Source organism: Pseudomonas sp. 32_A, from assembly GCF_017490905.1.
In the GTDB taxonomy this organism is placed as follows: domain Bacteria; phylum Pseudomonadota; class Gammaproteobacteria; order Pseudomonadales; family Pseudomonadaceae; genus Aquipseudomonas; species Aquipseudomonas inefficax.
The window spans coordinates 11,868-29,635 of record NZ_JAFGYI010000011.1; the positions used below are offsets into that span (position 1 = coordinate 11,868).

Consider the following 17,768-nt stretch of genomic DNA (forward strand, 5'->3'; position numbering starts at 1 on the left):
CATGAATCACACTGCCATTGCCCGTAGCTGGGTCGAGCACGCCAACGGGCACAGCGACTTCCCGCTGCAGAACCTGCCGCTGGGCATCTTCAGCCGGCCGGGTGAAGCCAGACGCTGTGGTGTGGCCATCGGCGACGCGATCCTCGACCTGGAAGCGGTGCTGGCCGCCGGCCTGTTCGACGGTGCCGCCAAGGCCGCTGTCGAGGCCACCCGTGGTGGGGTCTTGAACGCATTCTTCGCCCTCGGCCGCAGTGCCCGCGTTGCCCTGCGCGAGCGCCTGCTGGTACTGCTGGGCGAACACAGCGAGCACCAGGCGGCGCTGCAGGCCGCCCTGTACCCGGCCAGTGCCTGCCAGCTGCATGTACCGGCGCAGATCGGTGACTACACCGACTTCTACGTGGGCATCGAGCACGCCAAGAACGTGGGCAAGCTGTTCCGCCCCGACAACCCACTGCTGCCCAACTACAAGTACGTGCCGATCGGTTATCACGGCCGCGCCTCGACCATTCGCCCGTCCGGCACCGACGTGCGCCGGCCCAAGGGCCAGACCCTGCCGGCCGGGCACACCGAGCCAAGCTTCGGTCCCTGCGCGCGCCTGGACTATGAGCTGGAGCTGGGTATCTGGATCGGCCAGGGCAACGACATGGGCCAGGCGATCCCGGTAGGCGATGCCGCCGAGCACGTGGCCGGCCTGTGCCTGCTCAACGACTGGTCGGCGCGCGATATCCAGGCCTGGGAATACCAGCCGCTGGGGCCGTTCCTGTCCAAGAGCTTCATTACCAGCATCTCGCCCTGGGTGGTTACCGCCGAAGCGCTGGAACCGTTCCGCTGTGCCCAGCCGGCACGCCCGGAAGGTGACCCACAGCCACTGTCGTACCTGCTGGACAAGCGCGACCAGGCCGCCGGTGCTTTCGATATCGAGCTTGAGGTGCTGCTGCTGACCGAGCGCATGCGCGAGCAAGGCCTTGCCCCGCACCGCCTGGCCCTGAGCAATACCCGCAACATGTACTGGACCGTCGCGCAGCTGGTTGCGCATCACAGCGTCAACGGCTGCCAGCTGCAACCGGGCGACCTGTTCGGTTCGGGCACGCTGTCGGGCGCCACGCCAGGTTCGTTCGGCAGCCTGCTGGAGATCACCGAAGGCGGCAAGCAGCCGGTGGAACTGGCCAGTGGCGAGGTGCGCAAGTTCCTCGAAGACGGCGACGAGATCATCCTGCGTGCCCGCTGCGCGCGTGATGGCGTGGCCAGCATCGGTTTCGGCGAATGCCGCGGCACGGTCATCGCCGCCAACTGAGGAGGCAAGGGCATGGAGCTGTACACCTATTACCGTTCCACCTCGTCCTACCGGGTGCGCATTGCCCTGGCACTGAAGGGGCTGGCCTACCAGTCCTTGCCGGTCAACCTGTTGCAGGGTGAGCAGCGCGGTGCGGGCTATGTCGCAGTCAACCCGCAGGGCCGCGTGCCGGCCTTGCGCACCGATGGCGGTGAGCTGCTGGTGCAGTCGCCGGCGATCATCGAGTACCTGGAAGAGGTTTATCCACAGCCCGCGCTGCTGCCTGCCACGGCCGAGGCGCGCGCCAAGGTGCGGGGCGTGGCGGCGATCATTGGCTGCGACATCCACCCGCTGCACAACGTCAGCGTGCTCAACCGGCTGCGCCAGGCCGGTCAGGACGAAAGTCAGGTCAACCAGTGGATCGGACACTGGATCAGCCAGGGGCTGGCGGCAGTGGAGCAACTGATTGGCGATCACGGCTTCTGCTTCGGTAATGACCCGGGCCTGGCGGATATCTACCTGATCCCGCAGCTGTACGCGGCTGAACGCTTCAATATCGACCTCGACAGCTACCCGCGCATCCTGCGGGTTGCCGCCCTGGCGGCGGGCCACCCGGCGTTCGTCCAGGCCCATCCCGCCCGGCAGCCGGACAGCCCGGCTCAGTGAATGGAACGGTTCGTCGCCGGAAGCTTGCCGATACGTTCGGACAGTTTCAGGCGCTGAACCGGGTCCTCTGTCAGCAATAACGCATGCTCCAGGTCGAAGCGCTCGGCCTGTGGGCAATCCAGATGCTGGTAGAGCGAAGCACGGGTCACATAGTCACTGACCTGCACCGGGCCAAGTTGCATGACCCGCTCGGCATCGATCAGCGCCGCCAGGTGGTTGTCGTTGCTGATATGCAACTGGCGCAGGTTGCGTGACAGGCGTTGCAGCATCTGCAGCGGGCTGGCACTGCGCATGTGCTCGGCAGTCAGCGCTACGTGCGGGCCAAACTGGCGAGCCAGCAGCTCACGGCAATCGTTGGGGTACAGGCGCCGGCCGCCACAGGGGTCGAGCAGATGATCGGCACCCGGCACGCGCACCAGGAAATGGCCCGGGAAACCTACGCCCTCAAGGGGAATGGACAGGCGCCGGGCCAGTTCCAGGGCGAGGATGGCCAGGGTCAGCGGTTGGCCACGGCGGCGCTGCAGCACTTTGTCCATCATCGCGGCATGCGGGCGTAGCGGGTGGTGTTCATCCTGCTGGAAGCCCAGGGCATTGAGTTGGCGCAGCAGTGGCTGGGCCAGTTCGCACAGCGGCAGCATCGGCAGTTTGGCGCTGATCTCGCGCTGCAGGCCATGCAGCATGGCAAGGCTGTCCGCGGGCTCGACGCTTCGGTCGTGCTCGGCGGCAATCCATAATGCGGCTTCCAGCAGGGCGACGGGCTCGCGTTCCAGGCAGGCCAGGCAGGCTTGACGTGGCTTCATGGGGGCATCTCCACACACGCTTGAGTATTAGCCGCAGCCGGCGGTTTCGTCCAGTGGTCCGGCGGCGGCGCCAGCCCAAGGGCCGCGCCTATACTGGAAGGAGCACCTCGTAGGGGAGCCTGTCGATGTTCGCGCTGATGCAAAGCACCCGAACCCAGTCGCTGCACCTGTTCACCGACCCGCCCACCGGCCTGAAGGCCGTGGTGGCGATCCACAGCGAGCAGTTGGGCCCGGCCATGGGCGGTTGCCGCTACCTGCCTTATGCCGATGATGAAAGCGCCATGATCGATGCCATTCGCCTGGCCCAGGGCATGAGCTACAAGGCGGCGCTGGCCGGCCTGCCACTGGGGGGCGGCAAGGCGGTAATCATGCGCAACCCGCATGTGGAAAACCGGGCCGCGCTGTTCGAAGCCTTTGGCCGCTTCATCGATACCTTGCAAGGGCGCTTCATCATCGCCGTGGACAGCGGCACCTCGACCCTGGACATGGACTGCATTGCTCAGACCACGCCGCATGTGACCAGCACCACGGCCTCGGGAGACCCCTCTGCGCATGCGGCGATGGGAGTTTTTGCCGGCATTCGTGCCACCACTTCGTTCCGCCTTGGCAGTGATGACCTGCAAGGGTTGCGAGTGGCGGTGCAAGGGCTGGGCAATGTCGGTTATGCGCTGGCGGAGCAACTGCATGCGGCGGGTGCAGACCTGCTGGTGAGCGATCTGGACCCTGGGCGGGTGCGGCTGGCGGTGGAGCAGTTCAATGCCCATCCGGTGACCAACGATGCGTTGATCAGCACCCCTTGCGACATCTTTTCTCCTTGCGGCGTGGGGCCGGTGTTGAACGGGCAGAGCGTGATGCAGTTGCGTTGCGCGGCAGTGGCGGGGGCGGCCAACAATCAGCTGACCACTTTGCAGGTAGCCGACCAGCTGGAATCGCGCGGGATACTGTATGCCCCCGATTACGTGATCAATGCCGGCGGGCTGATCTACGTGGCACTTACCCATCGTGGCGAAGACCTGGGTACCATCACTGCGCACCTGGCGCGGATACCTTCACGGCTGACCGAAGTGTTTGGCCATGCCCAGGCAGAGAAGCGCTCGCCGGCGCGGGTTGCGCAGATGCTGGCGGAGCGGTTGCTCTACGGCTGAGGGTTGATACTGGCTTTGCTGGCCTCTTCGCGGGCAAGCCCGCTCCCACAGGTATCGCACAGGTCTTGAACATTGTGGAGTACCTGTGGGAGCGGGTTTACCCGCGAAGCAGGCGCCGCCGACATCACTCGGCAGCGCCACCCTCGAGCAACTCGGCCAACGCATCCGGCTGGCTCTTGAACGCCCGGGCGAACACATCGCGGTTTTTGGCCATGTAGATACCGGCTTCCTCGACCTGTTTCTCGCTCAGCGAAGGCACTGCCTTGTGCAGTACTTCGGCCAGACGCTCGGCCAGTTCGAGCATCTTGTCGTGACGGTCTGCTTCGGCCTTATCCATGAACAAGCGCTCCGGGTCGCGGCTGCTGCGGTACACCACTTCGACGGCCATTCATCACCTCTATGCCTTTTGCTGGTTGCGTTTCGATTTACTGTATCTATATACAGTAATGGCAATGTTGATTGCTTCGCAAGCAGAAATTGTAGCGTGGTGCAGAGGGCTTACTGCTTCATGCCCAACTCAGCATCATCCATCAGCGCCTTGGCCATCGCGCTCAAGTAATGCGCAGCCCAGATCATCATCGGTTTCTCGTCCATCAGGCCGGTGATGGTCAGTTCGCGTACATAGCCCATCAGCTCTGAGGACTGCTCGCGGGCGTCCCGGCAAGGGATGCCTGGCTCGATACGGAAGAGTGGGTGGGTACCGTTTTCACCTTGGAAGAAGATGGTTTTGCCGACGGTGAATTGGGTGTCTTCTGTAGTCATTTTTGAATCCCCTCAAAATTCTCGACTGCCTGAACGGGCCCTTTCGCGGGTGAACCCGCTCCCACAGGTACTGCATCTACCTCAAAGGCCTGTGGAGATCCTGTGGGAGCGGGTTTACCCGCGAAGAGGCCAGCCCAGACAACGCAACACTCAAACCTCAGTGCAAAGTCCGAGGCTCAGCGGGCATCTGCACCTGAACCAGTGCCGACTCAAGCAAAGCCCGCAACGTCTCCAGCTCATGCATTGAGGTCATCATCAAAATCGATGCCGGCGACTTGGGCTGAAGCAACAAGGCCTGATGCACCACGGTGGCTGCGCACAACGCATAGTCCGTAGCCTGGATCAGGGTGTCTTCAAGGAAATGGGGTGTGTGGGGTGGATCGGGGACTACTTTCAGCATGATTAAGGCCTGTTCAAAGTTGGGGCCACCGCCTCCTGCTGTCAAACAGGAAGGCGGCAGCTGTGCATGGGTTGACAGACCGGTGAACAGAACCAAAAGCCGGCGCACACGAGGTGCCCCATGACAGCTGCCATAAAGGCAAAGCCATGTGGTTAGTTCAGGGCGGCCTGTCAAAGCCGGTCGCTGATTGGCAGCGACGATCCGAGACTAGTGCTCATCCCCGAACACCACAATGGCAGGGAGTATCTTTGGGAAATGCCCTACAAGGAAGGGGTTAAATCTGATTTTCTCCAGCGCATGGCCGTGTTTCTGGCAACTTGCCACGCCTCAACGTGCCTTGCGGCAATCGGTCGCCTTCCAAGCCAGGGGCCTGGCCCTTTAACTGCATGGCACAAGCGTCACACCGGTGACGCATCATCCTTCAAGACGTATCGGGGAATGGAACATCGTGAACACCAAATGGGCAGAAAAGCTGCGCAAGGGCCTGCATGGCTCCGCCGACTCGCTGGGCAACCTGTGCGTCGAGGCATTCCATTACCTGGCATTGTTCGGGATTGGCGCGATCACTGCCTATGCGGCGGTGATGACCTTCATCGACATGCTCGGCAAGGGCGGGGTCAGTGTCGATGACATCCTGCTGCTGTTCATCTACCTGGAGCTGGGGGCGATGGTCGGGATCTACTTCAAGACCAATCACATGCCGATCCGCTTCCTGCTGTACGTGGCCATCACCGCGCTGACCCGCCTGCTGATCGGCGATGTCTCGCACCACAAGGCGCCGGACGCAGGGCTGCTGTACGTGTGCGGCGGCATCCTGTTGCTGGCGTTCTCGATCCTGGTGGTGCGCTACGCCTCCTACCGCTACCCCTCGACCAAGGCGCTGGACGCCAACGGCAAGGAAGTGGAAGAGGGCAAGTAAGCCTCAGTTGGCGACGAAGTGGCGCGGCTCCTGGCGGGCATCGCGGGTCAGCGCGGCCAGCACCTGCATGGGGTTCTGGCTATGCTCGATGGCCAAGCCCAGGCGAATGCTGTCGATCACCCGCTGCAGGCGCACCGGATCATTGCGCTGAGCTTGGGTGATGAGCCGCTTGGCGACCACGCCGGCGTCGTCTGACAGGGTCAGCATGATGCTGCCGTCGAGGTTGGTGATGCTCAGGTTGACCCGGTATTCGGGGGCGAATGCAGCACTGATTCGTTCGAATGGGTTGTTCATGGTCTTGCTTCTGCGGTGAATGACTGCAGAGGTTGACCGGCGCGAACGCCAGTTGGTTCAGCGCCATTGATCGACCCAAACGAAAACGCCCGGCACGAGGCCGGGCGTTGTCTGCGGTGCCGATCAGGCGTCCGGGTCACTCAGCTCCAAGGCGCCGCGCTTGCTGCGCAGCTTGCCGTAGAAGTGTTCCAGCGCGTGGTTGAGCTTGGTGGCGGCGCCATCGACCGCCTGGTCCAGCGAAGTGGCGGTGTGGGTCACGGAAATCGGTTGGTGGCCTTTGGGGCGAGCCTCCATCTGGCAGCGTTTGTCATGCGGTCCGGGCTTGGCGCCGTTCTCGTCGCGCAGGTGAACCTCGATGCGGGTGAGGTCGTCTTCGTAACGTTCCAGCGAGTTCTGCAGTGTGCTGCGGACCCACTGGTCGAGCCGGGCGTTGCCTTCGAAATGGTTGCTGCTGTTGACCTGGATTTGCATGATTCAATCCTTATTCAGCTTGCTCGCATGGAGACGCGCCTAGGCCTTTGAGACCCTTGGTATTTCTGCGTCTCTTGACTCTAAGGTCAGGCAACGGCGAAACGAATTCAAGCCCTTTTTGAAAATAAATTTCTTGTTGCATTCAGGGCGGCAGGCGGCTCATCGCTCGGCCTTTGCTTATGAGAATTGAAATCATTATTATTGCAGGCCCGAAAACGCCCGGACCTTCGCCATGACGCGCAAAACTGCCGGTCTCTCGCCCAGCTATCGCCTGGCCGTGGCTTCACGCAGCCTGGCCGCGCTGCTGGGCGGCTACCTGCTGGCGTCTGCGGCCAGCGTTTGCATTGCCCTGGTTGCGCCGCTGCCACGGGTCGATGCCACGCTCACCGGCCTGCTGCTGTCATTCGTCTTCTACCTGCTGGCGTTCATCTGGTGCTTTGCCTGCCGCAGCGCTTTGCGCGCCTGGCTGGGCGTGTTGGCGCCAAGCGTGCTGCTGGGGGGGATCAGCGGGTTGGCCTACTGGATGAAAAACCCATGAAAGAAGGCTTCCGCCAGGCCATGGCCTGGCTGCACACCTGGACCGGCCTGATCTTCGGCTGGCTGTTGTTTGCCATCTTCCTCACCGGCACGCTGTCGTATTTCAAGGAAGAAATCACCCACTGGTCGCAGCCTGAGGTGCGCAGCCATGCCCTGGAGCCGACCCATAGCCTGGAGGTGGCCCAGCGTTACCTGCAGGACAATGCCGGGCATTCGGGCACCTGGCTGATCCGCATGCCCAACGCGCGCGAGGCCGCCCTGAGCGTGGGCTACCGCGACCCCAATGGCGGGCCACGCGGCTTCGTCACCAAGACCCTCGATACCCAGACCGGCCGACCGGTAGAGGCTCGCGACAGCCGCGGTGGCGAGTTTTTCTACCGCTTCCACTTCCAGCTGCAGATGCCATACCCCTTCGGCCGCTGGCTGTCTACGTTCTGCGCCTTGATCATGCTGCTGGGGCTGGTTACCGGCATCATCACTCACAAGAAAATCTTCAAGGAGTTCTTCACCTTCCGCCCCGGCAAGGGCCAGCGCTCCTGGCTGGATGGGCACAACGCCATTGGCGTGCTGGTGCTGCCGTTCCACCTGATGATCAGCTACAGCAGCCTGGTGCTGTTCATGTACATGGTGATGCCGGCTGGCATCATGGCCGGCTACGGCAATGACACCGGCAAGTACTTCAACGACCTGTTCGGCCGTAACGATGCGCCCAAGGCGGCCCACGTGGCCGCGCCGCTGGTACCGTTGCCGAGCCTGTACGCCAAGGTGCAGGACCTGCAACCGGGCGCGCGTATCGGCCGTATCCAGGTAGAGAGCGCCGGCGACAGCAATGCCCGCGTCACCTTCACCCAGTCCGCGGCCGATCATGTGGCCTATCGGCGCAGCGCCAACTGGACCTTCGATGGCGCCAGCGGTGTGCTGCTGAGCCAGGGCAAGCCGGAGAGCGGTGTCATGATGACCGCCTTCAGCTTTGCCGGCCTGCACATGGGCAACTTCGCCGGGCCTTGGCTGCGCTGGCTGTACTTCTTCTTTGGCTTGGCCGGTACCGCGGTGATCGGCACCGGGCTGGTGATGTGGCTGGGCAAACGCCAGCTCAAGCATGCCGGGAGCGAACGCCTGCCGGGCGAACTGCGCCTGGTCGAAGTGCTCAATATCGCCAGCATGAGCGGTCTGCTGCTGGCCGTGGCGGGCTTCTTCTGGGCCAACCGCCTGATCCCGATGGGGGTCGAAGGCCGAGCCGACTGGGAGGTCAACGCCTTCTTCATCGCCTGGGGCCTGTCGCTGGTACACGCTGTGCTGCGTAGCGGGCGCCGGGCCTGGGGCGAGCAACTGGCACTGGGCGCGCTGGCCTTTGCCTTGCTGCCGCTGCTCAACGGCCTGACCACCGGCCAGGGCCTGAATCATTCGCTGCCGGCGGGTGACTGGGCCATGGCCGGCTTCGACCTGACAGCGCTGGGCACCGGCCTGTTCCTGGGCTGGCTGGCCGGCAAGATGTTGCGCAGCCCGAAGCCTGTGGCCAAGCGGGCCCCTCGTGCAGCAAAGAAGCCAAGCACTGAAACGGCGGAGGCGAGCTGATGCTGGGTAATGCGCTGATCGCTTACGCCGGCTTCGTTGCCCTGTGCCTAGCGATGGAGAAACACTTCGTCGACCTGCTCGGGCGCAAGCCGCGCCACGGGCAGTTGCGCCTGTTGCGCAGCGCCGGCTGGCTGCTGCTGGTGCTGTCGCTGGTGCTGAGCGTGCACCTGCGTGGCTGGGCCCATGGCCTGGTGGAGTGGACCGCAGTGATGATGGCCGGGGTGACCCTGTGGGTGTTCGGCCTGCCATACCAGCCCCGCCTGTTGCTGGGCCTGGCCGCCGCCAGCGTGGTGCTGGGGCCGTTACTGGCCGTGTTCGCCGCGTGAGCCGATGAGCGAGCCGGGCGACATGACCGAGGTGGATGCCGAAAGCGGCGGTGGGCGTGCGCGCTTCGTCCAGGTGTTCCAGGCCCAGCGGGCGCGCATGGAGGCGCTGGTGAGCCGCCGGGTCGGCTGCCGGGCCACGGCATCGGACCTGGTCCAGGAACTGTTCCTGCGCTTCTGGCGTCGGCCCGAGGTCAAGGTCGAGGCGCTGGATACCTACCTGCTGCGTTGCGCCGGCAACCTGGCCATCGACCACCTGCGCAGCGAGGGTAGCCGCGAACGCGTGGCCGAAGCTGTGCTGCCGCTGGGCGAGGTGGCCATGGCCCAGGCCCCGGAGCAGGCCGTTGAGGTCGATCACGACTTGCAACGCATCGATGCTGCCTTGCGCGCCTTGCCCGAGCGCACGCGACAGATTTTCCTGCTCAACCGTATCCATGGCTGCAAGTACGGCGAGATCGCCAAGGCCATGCAACTGTCCCAGAGTGCTGTGGAAAAGCATATGATGCGCGCCCTCGAAGCGTGCAAGGCGAGTGTTGCCGAGCCCGCGTCCACCCCACGCCGGCCAGGGAGTGCCCGTCGATGAGCCGTTTACCGCCGATCACCGAGGCGCAATCCCGGGCTGCACTGCAATGGCTTAGCCGCATCAACGAGCAGCCTGCGCAAGCCGAGGGCGCGGCGTTCAAGCGATGGCTGCTGGCCGACCCTGGGCACCGTGAGGCCTACGCCCAGGCCCAGGCGCTGTGGCAGAACAGCGCCGCCCCGGCGGCGCGCCTGGCCGCTGAAGACCAGGCAAACCTGCAACGTTACCTGGATGCGATGGCCAGGCCGCCGGCCGGGCGCCCCTGGCTGCAACGGGTCGCGGCGCTGGCGGTGGCCGCGTGCCTGGTAATGGCCGTTGGCGTAGCCGGTGGTTGGCGCCCGGGCCTGTGGCTGCAGGACCTGCAGGCCGACTACAGCAGTGCTGATCAAGTTCGCCAAGTGACCTTGGCCGACCAGTCACAAGTGACGCTGGATGCAGGGAGCGCGATTGCAGTCGATTTTGTGCAGGGCGAGCGCCGTGTGCGGTTGTTGCATGGCGCGGCATTCTTCCAGGTCACGCATACCGGCGCGCCGTTCCTGGTGGAAGCCGCCGGTGGCGAGGTGCGTGTGCTCGGCACCCAGTTCGAGGTGCGCGAGCGGGGCGAGGGCGCCCAGGTCACGGTGCGCAGCGGGCGGGTGGCGGTGAGCCCGGCACCAGGCGCCGCAGCGCGTGAACTGACGGCCAACCAGCAGGCGGCCTATGCTGCCGGCCGAGTCGGCGACACCCTGGTGGTGGACAGCGACAACCGCCTGGCATGGCGCCAGGGCTGGCTGAATTACTACCAGGTGCCGCTGGCGCAGGTGGTCGAGGACCTGGGGCGTTATTACCCGGGGCGCATCCTGTTGCTCGATGATGAGTTGGGGCAGCGCAAGGTCAGTGGCAGTTTCCCCGTGGCCGAGCCGTTGCTGGCGCTGGATTCGCTGGGCAAGGTGATGGGCTTTTCGCGGCAGACAGTGCTGGGGCGGTTGACTGTCATCCGGTAGTCGCCTGTGCCGGCCTCTTCGCGGGTGAACCCGCTCCCACAGGAAGGGCGCAAGTTTCAAATCCTGTGCAGTACCTGTGGGAGCGGGTTCACCCGCGAAGAGGCCCGCACAGGCAAAAATATTTTCAGATAGCGGGTGAGGTAACAGGACGTGGCATCCGTGTAATGAGTGGAAGTGCGATTCATTCGCAGTCATATCCCTCTCACAGGTCAGCGTCCATGAAGTTCACCCCGCGTTGCGTCCCTCTCTGGCTCGGCCTTTGCGCGCTCCCGGCATTCACTGTTGCCCCCCTGGCCTGCGCCGCCGAGCAACAGCAGGCGTATACCTTCGCCCAGCCGGCGCAACCCTTGGCCCAGGCACTCGATGCCTTCAGCCGCACCACAGGCCAGAGCGTGGTCTACACCTTGGAACTACCTGGCCTGCAGGCGCCAGCGCTGAACGGCAGGTTCAGCGCCGAACACGCTCTGCAACAGCTGCTGGCCACTACCGGGCTGGCCTGGCGCCGCGTCGATGCACGCACCTTCACCGTCGAAGCGGTGGACACCTCCGGTGCCCTCAACCTGCAGGCCATCACCGTGACCTCGCAACTGGACGACTACAGCTACCAGCCACCGGCTACCGCCTCGATCATGCGCGGGCAGGGCCCTAGCCAGGACATCCCCCAGGCGATCAACGTGGTACCGGCCCAGGTCATCCGGGACCAGGCCCCCCGCAACCTCGATGACGCCCTGGCCAATGTCAGCGGCATCACCCAGGGCAACAATTTCGGTGGCACCTCCGACACGGTGATGAAGCGCGGCTTCGGCGACAACCGCGACGGCTCGATCATGCGCGATGGCATGCCCATCGTGCAGGGCCGCAGCCTCAACGCCAGCACCGAGCGGGTCGAAGTGCTCAAGGGCCCGGCCTCGCTGCTGTACGGCATCCAGGACCCGGGCGGGGTGATCAACGTGGTCAGCAAGCGCCCGCAACTCGAGCAGTACAACGCCCTGAACGTGCGCGGGTCCACCTACGGCAGCGGCAAGAACGGCAGCGGTGGCGGCTTCGACAGTACCGGCGCGCTGGGCGACAGCAACTTTGCCTATCGCCTGATCGTCGACCACGAAGATGAGGACTACTGGCGCAACTACGGCGTGCACCGTGAGTCGCTGGTGGCGCCGTCGCTGGCCTGGCTGGGCGAAGACACCCAGGTGGTCCTGGCCTACGAGCACCGCGAGTTTCTCTACCCCTTCGACCGTGGCACGGCGTTCGGCAGCAACGGCCACCCGCTGGACATCCCTGCCACGCGTCGCCTGGACGAGCCTTTCAACGACATGGAAGGGCGTTCCGACCTGTACCGTCTGGAAGTCGACCACCAGCTGGCCGATGACTGGAAGCTGCACTTCGGCTACAGCTTCAACCGCGAAACCTATGATGCCAGCCAGGTGCGGGTGACCGGCGTGAATGAAAAAAGCGGCACGCTGTCGCGCAGCATCGACGGCACCCACAACGCCATGAGCCGTGACCAGTTCGCCACGCTGAGCCTGGCCGGCAATGTGGAACTGGCCGGGATGCAGAACGACCTGCTGTTCGGTGTCGATCATGAAGACCGCAAGATCTTTCGCGGCGACCTGATCCGGCAGACGGCACAATCCACCTTCAGCTATGTGAACCCGGTCTACGGCCAGGAAGTGGAGGGCACAACGGTAAAGGCCAGTGACAGCGACCAGACCGATAAGCTGCGCACTGATGCACTGTTCGTGCAGGACGCGCTGCACCTGGACGAACACTGGATCCTGGTGGCCGGTGCGCGCTTCCAGCAGTACGACCAGTACGCTGGCCGTGGCCGACCGTTCAAGGCCAACACCGACATCAGTGGTCAGGCCTGGGTGCCGCATGCCGGTATCGTCTACAAGGTCGATGACCAGCTGTCCTTCTATGGTAGCTACAGCGAGTCGTTCAAGCCCAACTCGACGATCGCGCCGCTGACCGGCAATGTGGTGCTTGACTCGTCGGTGGCGCCAGAGGAAGGGAAGTCGTGGGAGCTGGGGGCCAAGCTCGACATGCAAGGCCGCGTTACCGGCACTCTGGCGCTGTTCGACATTACCAAGCGCAACGTGCTGGTTTCCGACTTTGATGCCAGCACCCGCGAGACTGTGTACAGCAATGCCGGGGAGGTCAGCTCGCGGGGTGTCGAACTGGACCTGACTGGCCAGCTCAGCGACCGCTGGAGCCTGATTGGCAGCTATGCCTTCACCGATGCCAAGGTGACCAAGGACCCTGATCTACAGGGCAACCGCCTGCAGAACGTAGCCCGGCACAGTGGTTCGCTGTCGGCGGTGTATGACTACGGCAGCCTGTTCGGCGGCGACCGGTTGCGTCTTGGCGCTGGGGCACGCTACGTAGGCGAGCGGGCTGGTAACTCGACCAACACCTTCGACCTGCCGTCCTATACCGTGGCCGATGCCTTTGCCAGCTACGAGACCCGGCTCGATGAGCACAAGGTGCTGTTGCAGCTGAACGTGAAGAACCTGTTCGACAAGGTTTACTACAGCTCGGCGGTGAACCAGTACTTTGTCGCTATCGGGGATGCGCGGCAGGTGAGTTTGTCCAGTACCTTCGAGTTCTAGGCCAGCCTGTACCGGCCTCTTCGCGGCTAAAGCCGCTCCCACAGGTACTGCACTGCCCTTGAGGTTGGCGCGGCCCCTGTGGGAGCGGCTTTAGCCGCGAATGGCCGAACGGTACTCGCCAGGCGTTGCACCGACTGCCTGGCGAAACCGGTTGCTGAAATGGCTGGCACTGGCAAACCCGCACGACAGGGCAATCTCCCCCAGCGGCATCACCCCCAACCGCAACAGCTGACAAGCCCGATGTAGCCGCCGGGCCAGCAGATATTGATGCGGCGGCAGCCCGAAACTGGCGCGGAACATGCGCGCAAAGTGGTATTCGGACAGGTTGCAGCGCACGGCCAGTTCACCCAGGGTGATGGGCTGGTCAAGGTGCGCTTCGATGTAGTCGACCATTTGCCGGCGCAGGCTCGGAGCCAGCCCGCCTTTCAGGCGCAGGCCCTGGCGCAGCCCGACCTGGTTGAGTAGCGCATGGTCGACGATATCGTGCGCCAGGCTGCTGGCCAGCAAGCGTTCACCAGGTTCGTCCCAGTCCAAGGTTATCAGCTGGCGAAAGCGCTTGGCCTGCTGCGGGTCATCAAGAAAGGTCGCTTCCTGCAGTTGCAGCTCACGCGGTTCTCGGTCGAGCAGGCGCACGCAGCCCAGGGCAAATTGGGCCTCGCTGACATACAGGTGTGCCAGGCGGATCGCGCCATTGACCACCCAGTTCGATTCATGCCCGGCCGGCATCACGCACAGCTTGTCGGGTGCCCCTTTGTCGCCGGGACGCTGGCGACGAAAAGTGCCGGTGCCGTCGGCGATGTAGCACGACAGGGTGTGATGGCTCGGTGCCTGGTAATCGCGGGCATCGTCGCGGTTGCTCCACAGCGCCGCTGCCAGCCCGTCGCCCAGGTGCGCGCTCAGCTCCAGCCGGGCGTGGGGCGAGGCGTGCATGGCGTTGAACACTTGCAGCTGGGTAAGTGGGGTCATGGGCGGTTCCTCTTGCCAGCCATCCTACTGCGCCTTGGGCGGGCTTACAGCCACCAGCGGGACAAATGCGCAAGTTTGTGCAAGCGCGTGGGTGTTCGACAGGAGAACACTGAAATGCCTCGGCGAGGGCTGCGCCCTCGATTCGCGGGTGAACCCGCTCCCACAGGGACCGCGCCAGCTTCGAGAGCAGCACGGTCCCTGTGGGAGCGGCTTTAGCCGCGAAGCGCCGGGCACCGAACTTGAAAGGCCCAAGGAACCGCCACCATGAACCTGTCACTCTACCTGCTCACTGTCCTGATCTGGGGCACCACCTGGATCGCCCTGAAACTCCAGTTGGGCGTGGTCGCCATTCCGGTCTCGATTGTCTACCGCTTCGCCCTGGCCGGGCTGATCCTGTTCGCCTTCCTGCTGCTCACCCGGCGCCTGCAGCCGATGAACCGGCGTGGCCACCAGATCTGCCTGGCCCAGGGCCTGTGCCTGTTCTGCGTCAACTTCATCTGCTTCCTCAGCGCCAGCCAGTGGATTGCCAGCGGCCTGATCGCCGTGGTGTTCTCCACCGCAACCCTGTGGAACGCGCTCAACGCGCGGATCTTCTTCGGCCAGAAGATCGCCAGCAATGTGCTTGGCGGTGGCGCCCTGGGGTTACTTGGCCTGGGCCTGCTGTTCTGGCCGGAGCTGGCGCACCATGCGGCCAGCCGCGAAACCCTGTACGGCCTCGGCCTGGCCCTGCTCGGCACGCTGTGCTTCTCTGCCGGCAACATGCTGTCGAGCATGCAGCAGAAGGCCGGGCTCAAACCCATGACCACCAATGCCTGGGGCATGGTCTACGGGGCGGTGATGCTGGCGGTGTTCTGCGTGGTCAGCGGCGTGCCGTTCAGCATGGAATGGAACGTGCGGTACATCGGCTCGTTACTGTACCTGGTGGTGCCGGGCTCGGTGATCGCCTTTACCGCCTACCTTACCCTGGTCGGGCGCATGGGGCCGGAGCGGGCGGCGTACTGCACGGTGCTGTTCCCGTTGGTGGCGCTGAATGTGTCGGCGGTGGCTGAGGGGTATCAGTGGACGGCACCGGCCTTGTTGGGGCTGGTGGCGGTGATGGCGGGGAATGTGCTGGTGTTTCGCAAGCCCAAGGCCAGGGCGGCTGAGGGTGTTGTGGTGGCCAAATAGATATGAAGGGTTGCCTGTGCCGGCCCTTTCGCGGGTAAACCCGCTCCCACAGGTACCCCACAGACCTCAGCGCCTGTGCAATACCTGTGGGAGCGGGTTTACCCGCGAAAGGGCCGGTGCAGGCAGTAAAAGGCTATCAGCCCTTCCACACTTGAGGATTCACCAGGTCCCGCGGCCGCTCACCCAGCAGCGCCGCGCGCAGGTTGTCGATTGCCCGGTTGGCCATGGCCTCGCGGGTTTCGGCAGTGGCCGAGCCAACGTGCGGCAAGGTCAGTGCATTGGGCAGCTTGAACAGCGGCGAGTCGCTCAGCGGCTCTTTCTCGTACACATCCAGGCCCGCACCGCGAATGGTGCCGCTCTGCAGTGCCTCGATCAGCGCCGCCTCGTCCACCACCGGCCCGCGGGCGATGTTGATCAGGAACGCGCTCGGCTTCATCAGTTGCAACTCACGCGCACCGATCAGCTTGCGGGTGGCATCGGACAACGGCACCACGATGCAGACGAAATCGGCTTCTGCCAGCAGTTGCTCCAGGCTGCGGAACTGCGCGCCCAGCTCTTGCTCCAGTGCGGTCTTGCGGCTGTTGCCGGAATAGATCACCTGCATGTTGAAGCCGAACCGGCCGCGGCGGGCAATGGCGGCACCGATGTTGCCCATGCCAACGATGCCCAAGGTCTTGTCGTGCACATCGCTGCCGAAGTGCGCCGGGCCTACGGTAGCTTGCCAGTTGCCGGCCTTGGTCCAGGCATCCAGCTCGGCGGTGCGGCGGGCGCAGCCCATGATCAGCGAGAAGCCCAGGTCGGCGGTGCTTTCGGTCAGCACGTCGGGGGTGTTGGTCAGGGCGATGCCGCGTTCGTTGAGGTAGTCCAGGTCGTAGTTGTCGTAGCCGACCGAAACGCTGGACACCACCTCCAGCCTGGCCGCGCCTTCAAGCTGCGCCCGGCCGAGCTTGCGGCCAACGCCGATCAGGCCGTGGGCCTCGGGCAGGGCTTCGTTGAACTGGGCGCTGATGTCGCCCAGCTTGGGGTTGGGCAGGATCAGGTTGAAGTCTTGCTGCAGGCGCTCGGCCATGGCCGGGGTGATACGGCTGAAGGCCAGGACGGTCTTTTTCATCGGGCAACTTCTCTGCAAGGCGGTGGGGCGGTGATGGTTTCTTCGCGGGTGAACCCGCTCCCACAGGTATTGCACAGGCCTGGAAGGCTGTGGTGTACCTGTGGGAGCGGGTTTACCCGCGAAGAGGCCGGCAATGGTTAGCAACCTACCATTGTCCGCCCCCGCAATGCAGCAGCTTTTTAGTTGGCGATCATCACCTGATGGGTTTTCAGGTCCGCCTCATGGGCCGCCAGAATCTCTGGCAGCGAGTTGCGCAGGTACTCCACCCAGGTCTTGATCTTGGCATCCAGGTACTGCCGCGACGGGTAGATGGCGTACAGGTTCAGCTCCTGCAGCCGGTACTCGGGCAGTACCCGCACCAGGCTGCCATCGCGCAGGCCTTCGATGGCCGAATAGATCGGCAGCACGCCTACGCCCATGCCGCTACGGATCGCAGTCTTCATGGCATCGGCAGTATTGACCATGAACGGCGAGCTGGTGATGTTGACCATTTCCTGGCCTTCCGGCCCGTCGAACAGCCATTTCTCCAACGGGATCACCGGGCTGACCATGCGCAGGCAGGCGTGCTTGAGAAGGTCGGCAGGCTTGTGCGCCACGCCGTGGCGGGCGATGTAGGCAGGCGAGGCGCAGACGATGCTGTAGGTGATGCCCAGGCGCTGGGACACGAACCCCGAATCGGGCAGTTCGGTGGCCAGCACGATGGACACGTCATAGCCCTCGTCGAGCAGGTCGGGCACGCGGTTGGCCATGGTCAGGTCGAAGGTCACGTCCGGGTGTGATTCGCGGTAGCGTGCGATGGCGTCGACCACGAAGTGCTGGCCGACCCCGGTCATCGAGTGCACCTTCAGTTGCCCGGCCGGGCGGGCATGGGCGTCGCTGGCCTCGGCCTCGGCTTCTTCGACATAGGTAAGAATCTGTTCGCAACGCATCAGGTAGCGCTTGCCGGCTTCGGTCAGCGCAATGCGGCGGGTGGTACGGTTGAGCAGCCTTGTTTGCAGATGGGCTTCCAGATTGGAGACCGCCCGCGACACGTTCGCGGTGGTCGTATCCAGCTGCCCGGCGGCAGCGGTGAAGCTGCCGAGTTGGGCTACGCAACTGAAAGCACGCATGTTTTGCAGGGTGTCCATGGGTCACTCTCGATGTAGAGGACAAAATTGTGTCACGAAGTAACGTAAAAGAGATGAAAA

20 protein-coding genes are annotated in these 17,768 nt (G+C 64.1%); 11 read left to right on the forward strand and 9 right to left on the reverse strand.

From position 1 onward, the window contains the following. The first annotated feature begins 1 nt into the window (after window position 1). A complete protein-coding gene (gene fahA / locus J5M58_RS09010; RefSeq protein ID WP_112250180.1) occupies window positions 2-1,294 on the forward strand; it encodes a fumarylacetoacetase in 1,293 nt (430 codons plus the stop codon). A 12-nt stretch (window positions 1,295-1,306) separates the two neighbouring features. Further along, window positions 1,307-1,939: a maleylacetoacetate isomerase gene (maiA, locus tag J5M58_RS09015; protein ID WP_207877920.1), complete on the forward strand. Its 633-nt coding sequence runs from the start codon at window positions 1,307-1,309 to the stop codon at window positions 1,937-1,939. On the opposite strand, the gene J5M58_RS09020 is transcribed toward maiA, so the two are convergent. Beyond that, a complete protein-coding gene (locus J5M58_RS09020) occupies window positions 1,933-2,739 on the reverse strand; it encodes a SirB1 family protein (protein WP_207877922.1) in 807 nt (268 codons plus the stop codon). The genes maiA and J5M58_RS09020 overlap by 7 nt on opposite strands. A 125-nt stretch (window positions 2,740-2,864) precedes the next feature. Here J5M58_RS09020 and J5M58_RS09025 point away from each other — a divergent pair, with 125 nt between their 5' ends. After that, complete coding sequence (locus J5M58_RS09025; protein WP_112250187.1) at window positions 2,865-3,884, forward strand: Glu/Leu/Phe/Val dehydrogenase dimerization domain-containing protein; 1,020 nt, start codon at window positions 2,865-2,867, stop codon at window positions 3,882-3,884. A 124-nt stretch (window positions 3,885-4,008) separates the two neighbouring features. On the opposite strand, the gene J5M58_RS09030 is transcribed toward J5M58_RS09025, so the two are convergent. From J5M58_RS09030 to J5M58_RS09040, 3 genes are all read right to left on the reverse strand, one after another. Continuing rightward, window positions 4,009-4,272 carry a YebG family protein gene (locus J5M58_RS09030; RefSeq protein WP_112250189.1) on the reverse strand — a complete coding sequence of 88 codons (264 nt, stop codon included), beginning with the start codon at window positions 4,270-4,272 and terminating at the stop codon, window positions 4,009-4,011. A 110-nt stretch (window positions 4,273-4,382) separates the two neighbouring features. Beyond that, window positions 4,383-4,646, reverse strand: coding sequence for a DUF3077 domain-containing protein (locus tag J5M58_RS09035; RefSeq protein ID WP_112250191.1), 264 nt, complete (start codon window positions 4,644-4,646; stop codon window positions 4,383-4,385). 157 nt (window positions 4,647-4,803) lie between these two features. Continuing rightward, window positions 4,804-5,046 carry a hypothetical protein gene (locus tag J5M58_RS09040; RefSeq protein WP_112250193.1) on the reverse strand — a complete coding sequence of 81 codons (243 nt, stop codon included), beginning with the start codon at window positions 5,044-5,046 and terminating at the stop codon, window positions 4,804-4,806. Between the two features lie 448 nt (window positions 5,047-5,494). Between J5M58_RS09040 and J5M58_RS09045 the strand changes: the two genes are divergently transcribed. Beyond that, window positions 5,495-5,965 carry a phosphate-starvation-inducible protein PsiE gene (locus J5M58_RS09045; protein ID WP_112250195.1) on the forward strand — a complete coding sequence of 157 codons (471 nt, stop codon included), beginning with the start codon at window positions 5,495-5,497 and terminating at the stop codon, window positions 5,963-5,965. 3 nt (window positions 5,966-5,968) lie between these two features. On the opposite strand, the gene J5M58_RS09050 is transcribed toward J5M58_RS09045, so the two are convergent. Together J5M58_RS09050 and J5M58_RS09055 are read right to left on the reverse strand one after the other, a co-directional pair. After that, window positions 5,969-6,259, reverse strand: coding sequence for a DUF3509 domain-containing protein (locus J5M58_RS09050; RefSeq protein WP_112250197.1), 291 nt, complete (start codon window positions 6,257-6,259; stop codon window positions 5,969-5,971). A 123-nt stretch (window positions 6,260-6,382) separates the two neighbouring features. Then, the gene (locus J5M58_RS09055; RefSeq protein WP_003260689.1) at window positions 6,383-6,730 is read right to left on the reverse strand and encodes an HPF/RaiA family ribosome-associated protein; all 348 of its coding nucleotides are present in this window, start codon (window positions 6,728-6,730) and stop codon (window positions 6,383-6,385) included. A gap of 232 nt (window positions 6,731-6,962) precedes the next feature. Between J5M58_RS09055 and J5M58_RS09060 the strand changes: the two genes are divergently transcribed. From J5M58_RS09060 to J5M58_RS09085, 6 genes are all read left to right on the forward strand, one after another. Continuing rightward, a complete protein-coding gene (locus tag J5M58_RS09060; RefSeq protein ID WP_112250199.1) occupies window positions 6,963-7,268 on the forward strand; it encodes a DUF3649 domain-containing protein in 306 nt (101 codons plus the stop codon). Continuing rightward, complete coding sequence (locus J5M58_RS09065; protein WP_207877924.1) at window positions 7,265-8,842, forward strand: PepSY domain-containing protein; 1,578 nt, start codon at window positions 7,265-7,267, stop codon at window positions 8,840-8,842. The genes J5M58_RS09060 and J5M58_RS09065 overlap by 4 nt, the downstream gene beginning before the upstream one ends. After that, window positions 8,842-9,168, forward strand: coding sequence for a DUF3325 domain-containing protein (locus J5M58_RS09070; protein WP_112250203.1), 327 nt, complete (start codon window positions 8,842-8,844; stop codon window positions 9,166-9,168). Before J5M58_RS09065 ends, J5M58_RS09070 begins: the two co-directional genes overlap by 1 nt. Window positions 9,169-9,172: 4 nt before the next feature. Continuing rightward, a complete protein-coding gene (locus J5M58_RS09075) occupies window positions 9,173-9,748 on the forward strand; it encodes an RNA polymerase sigma factor (protein ID WP_112250205.1) in 576 nt (191 codons plus the stop codon). After that, window positions 9,745-10,728 carry a FecR domain-containing protein gene (locus J5M58_RS09080; protein WP_112250207.1) on the forward strand — a complete coding sequence of 328 codons (984 nt, stop codon included), beginning with the start codon at window positions 9,745-9,747 and terminating at the stop codon, window positions 10,726-10,728. Before J5M58_RS09075 ends, J5M58_RS09080 begins: the two co-directional genes overlap by 4 nt. 218 nt (window positions 10,729-10,946) lie before the next feature. Beyond that, a complete protein-coding gene (locus tag J5M58_RS09085; RefSeq protein ID WP_207877926.1) occupies window positions 10,947-13,337 on the forward strand; it encodes a TonB-dependent receptor in 2,391 nt (796 codons plus the stop codon). Between the two features lie 90 nt (window positions 13,338-13,427). Here the strand turns inward: J5M58_RS09085 and J5M58_RS09090 are convergent, their stop codons facing one another. Then, window positions 13,428-14,303: a helix-turn-helix domain-containing protein gene (locus tag J5M58_RS09090; RefSeq protein ID WP_112250211.1), complete on the reverse strand. Its 876-nt coding sequence runs from the start codon at window positions 14,301-14,303 to the stop codon at window positions 13,428-13,430. Window positions 14,304-14,567: 264 nt separating this feature from the next. On the opposite strand from J5M58_RS09090, the gene J5M58_RS09095 reads away from it, so the two are divergent. Further along, complete coding sequence (locus J5M58_RS09095) at window positions 14,568-15,470, forward strand: DMT family transporter (RefSeq protein WP_112250213.1); 903 nt, start codon at window positions 14,568-14,570, stop codon at window positions 15,468-15,470. Between the two features lie 136 nt (window positions 15,471-15,606). Here J5M58_RS09095 and J5M58_RS09100 read toward each other — a convergent pair whose 3' ends face one another. Both J5M58_RS09100 and J5M58_RS09105 read right to left on the reverse strand, forming a co-directional pair. Beyond that, the gene (locus J5M58_RS09100; RefSeq protein ID WP_207877928.1) at window positions 15,607-16,581 is read right to left on the reverse strand and encodes a D-glycerate dehydrogenase; all 975 of its coding nucleotides are present in this window, start codon (window positions 16,579-16,581) and stop codon (window positions 15,607-15,609) included. 179 nt (window positions 16,582-16,760) lie between these two features. Beyond that, a complete protein-coding gene (locus tag J5M58_RS09105) occupies window positions 16,761-17,708 on the reverse strand; it encodes a LysR family transcriptional regulator (protein ID WP_112250215.1) in 948 nt (315 codons plus the stop codon). Between the last annotated feature and the right edge of the window lie 60 nt (window positions 17,709-17,768).

Bases quoted from the DNA above. Each gene is read 5' to 3' on its own strand.
- J5M58_RS09020 (WP_207877922.1), bottom strand. From the start codon at position 2,739: ATGAAGCCACGTCAAGCCTGCCTGGCCTGCCTGGAACGCGAGCCCGTC.
- J5M58_RS09075 (WP_112250205.1), top strand. From the start codon at position 9,173: ATGAGCGAGCCGGGCGACATGACCGAGGTGGATGCCGAAAGCGGCGGT.
- J5M58_RS09040 (WP_112250193.1), bottom strand. From the start codon at position 5,046: ATGCTGAAAGTAGTCCCCGATCCACCCCACACACCCCATTTCCTTGAA.
- J5M58_RS09090 (WP_112250211.1), bottom strand. From the start codon at position 14,303: ATGACCCCACTTACCCAGCTGCAAGTGTTCAACGCCATGCACGCCTCG.
- J5M58_RS09080 (WP_112250207.1), top strand. From the start codon at position 9,745: ATGAGCCGTTTACCGCCGATCACCGAGGCGCAATCCCGGGCTGCACTG.
- J5M58_RS09105 (WP_112250215.1), bottom strand. From the start codon at position 17,708: ATGGACACCCTGCAAAACATGCGTGCTTTCAGTTGCGTAGCCCAACTC.
- J5M58_RS09055 (WP_003260689.1), bottom strand. From the start codon at position 6,730: ATGCAAATCCAGGTCAACAGCAGCAACCATTTCGAAGGCAACGCCCGG.
- J5M58_RS09035 (WP_112250191.1), bottom strand. From the start codon at position 4,646: ATGACTACAGAAGACACCCAATTCACCGTCGGCAAAACCATCTTCTTC.
- fahA (WP_112250180.1), top strand. From the start codon at position 2: ATGAATCACACTGCCATTGCCCGTAGCTGGGTCGAGCACGCCAACGGG.
- maiA (WP_207877920.1), top strand. From the start codon at position 1,307: ATGGAGCTGTACACCTATTACCGTTCCACCTCGTCCTACCGGGTGCGC.
- J5M58_RS09030 (WP_112250189.1), bottom strand. From the start codon at position 4,272: ATGGCCGTCGAAGTGGTGTACCGCAGCAGCCGCGACCCGGAGCGCTTG.
- J5M58_RS09095 (WP_112250213.1), top strand. From the start codon at position 14,568: ATGAACCTGTCACTCTACCTGCTCACTGTCCTGATCTGGGGCACCACC.
- J5M58_RS09085 (WP_207877926.1), top strand. From the start codon at position 10,947: ATGAAGTTCACCCCGCGTTGCGTCCCTCTCTGGCTCGGCCTTTGCGCG.
- J5M58_RS09100 (WP_207877928.1), bottom strand. From the start codon at position 16,581: ATGAAAAAGACCGTCCTGGCCTTCAGCCGTATCACCCCGGCCATGGCC.
- J5M58_RS09050 (WP_112250197.1), bottom strand. From the start codon at position 6,259: ATGAACAACCCATTCGAACGAATCAGTGCTGCATTCGCCCCCGAATAC.
- J5M58_RS09060 (WP_112250199.1), top strand. From the start codon at position 6,963: ATGACGCGCAAAACTGCCGGTCTCTCGCCCAGCTATCGCCTGGCCGTG.
- J5M58_RS09065 (WP_207877924.1), top strand. From the start codon at position 7,265: ATGAAAGAAGGCTTCCGCCAGGCCATGGCCTGGCTGCACACCTGGACC.
- J5M58_RS09025 (WP_112250187.1), top strand. From the start codon at position 2,865: ATGTTCGCGCTGATGCAAAGCACCCGAACCCAGTCGCTGCACCTGTTC.
- J5M58_RS09070 (WP_112250203.1), top strand. From the start codon at position 8,842: ATGCTGGGTAATGCGCTGATCGCTTACGCCGGCTTCGTTGCCCTGTGC.